The sequence below is a fragment of the Oceanicella sp. SM1341 genome, from assembly GCF_003448965.1.
Taxonomy (GTDB): Bacteria; Pseudomonadota; Alphaproteobacteria; order Rhodobacterales; family Rhodobacteraceae; genus Paroceanicella.
In genome coordinates this window covers 1-1,037 of record NZ_QRGC01000089.1, presented here as the reverse complement: position 1 = coordinate 1,037, position 1,037 = coordinate 1, and the positions used below count along the sequence as shown (strand labels likewise).

General features: G+C 72.7%; 2 protein-coding genes. Both read right to left on the bottom strand.

What is annotated here, in order from left to right; all coding sequences use genetic code 11:
- The coding region (locus D3P35_RS25845; RefSeq protein WP_198670810.1) for a phage terminase large subunit family protein at nt 1-338 on the bottom strand (338 nt) is incomplete at its 3' end.
- Nucleotides 339-347: 9 nt separating this feature from the next.
- Nucleotides 348-989, bottom strand: coding sequence for a DUF1441 family protein (locus D3P35_RS25840; protein ID WP_118138787.1), 642 nt, complete (start codon nt 987-989; stop codon nt 348-350).
- Between the last annotated feature and the right edge of the window lie 48 nt (nt 990-1,037).

Sequence of the window (1,037 nt, the reverse complement as noted above, 5' to 3'; positions counted from 1 at the left end):
CCGGGATCGCAGCAGATCGCGTGCGCAGCACAGGCCATCAGCATCTGGCTCTTGCCCGACTGCGACGGCCCGACGAAGACGAGCCGCCGGAAGCGCCGCGAGGTGGTGAGGTCCTGCGGCTCGACCATGTAGGGTGCTACGCGCGGGTCATAATCCTGCCACTGGCCGGCGACCTGGATGCGCATGTACTTCGCCGCCGCCTCGGTCACCGTGATCCGCTCCGGGGGCGTCAGCGCCGGCAGGGCGCGAGCCAGCTCCGCGCGCGGCTCGGCAAGGGGAGGCAGCGGCGGCAGGCGGATGATCTCCTGCAGCGTGCGCCGGCCGATCTCGATGCTCATCGGCCCCGCTCAGACCAGGCCCGGCAGGGCGGCGGCGTCGCTGTCATGGTCGCGCTCTTCCAGATGGGCGCGTGCGATGGCGCTGCGCATCTGCATCAGCACCTGGTCGCAGGCGCCGACCGCACGGCCCACGGCGTCCGGCCCGATGCCGGCCTCGCGCTCCAGCCGATCGGGCAGCGCGTCGAGCGCCTGGCGGACGGTGGCGAAGAGCTCCTCGATCAGCTCGGCCACGTCCTCGGTGCGCATCAGCGCGCGGCGGGCCTCCGCCGCCTGCATGGAGACGAGCTCGGCCTGCAGGATCTCCCGGCGCTCCTTCGGGCTGAGGCCGGAGGTCGGGTCATCCTGCTCGGTGGCGCTCAGGAGCTGCAGGCGCATCTGCCGCGCCGCGGTGTCGCCGCGCTCGCGCGCCGCGCGCTGCTCGGCCCGGCGGTGCTGGTACCAGGCCCAGCACTCGGAGAGCTGGAACACGTAGGCCCGGCCGTTGCCGCCCTCCTCGCGCGCCGGCATGCCCGCCGTGCGCCACTTGTCGATCGTCGGCCCCGAGACCCCGAAGGCCTCGCCGAGCTGCGCGCGGTTGAGCGCCTCGTCGATCTGTCCCTCCGGCAGCGGGTGGCGCACCAGCGCCTCGTCGAGATCGAAGGGCTCAGTCATGGGCGGGGCTCTGCAACAACAACAACAACCTCATCATCAACCCCGGGC

Excerpts from the sequence above, each read along its gene's own strand:
- D3P35_RS25840 (WP_118138787.1), bottom strand. The coding sequence starts at position 989 with ATGACTGAGCCCTTCGATCTCGACGAGGCGCTGGTGCGCCACCCGCTG.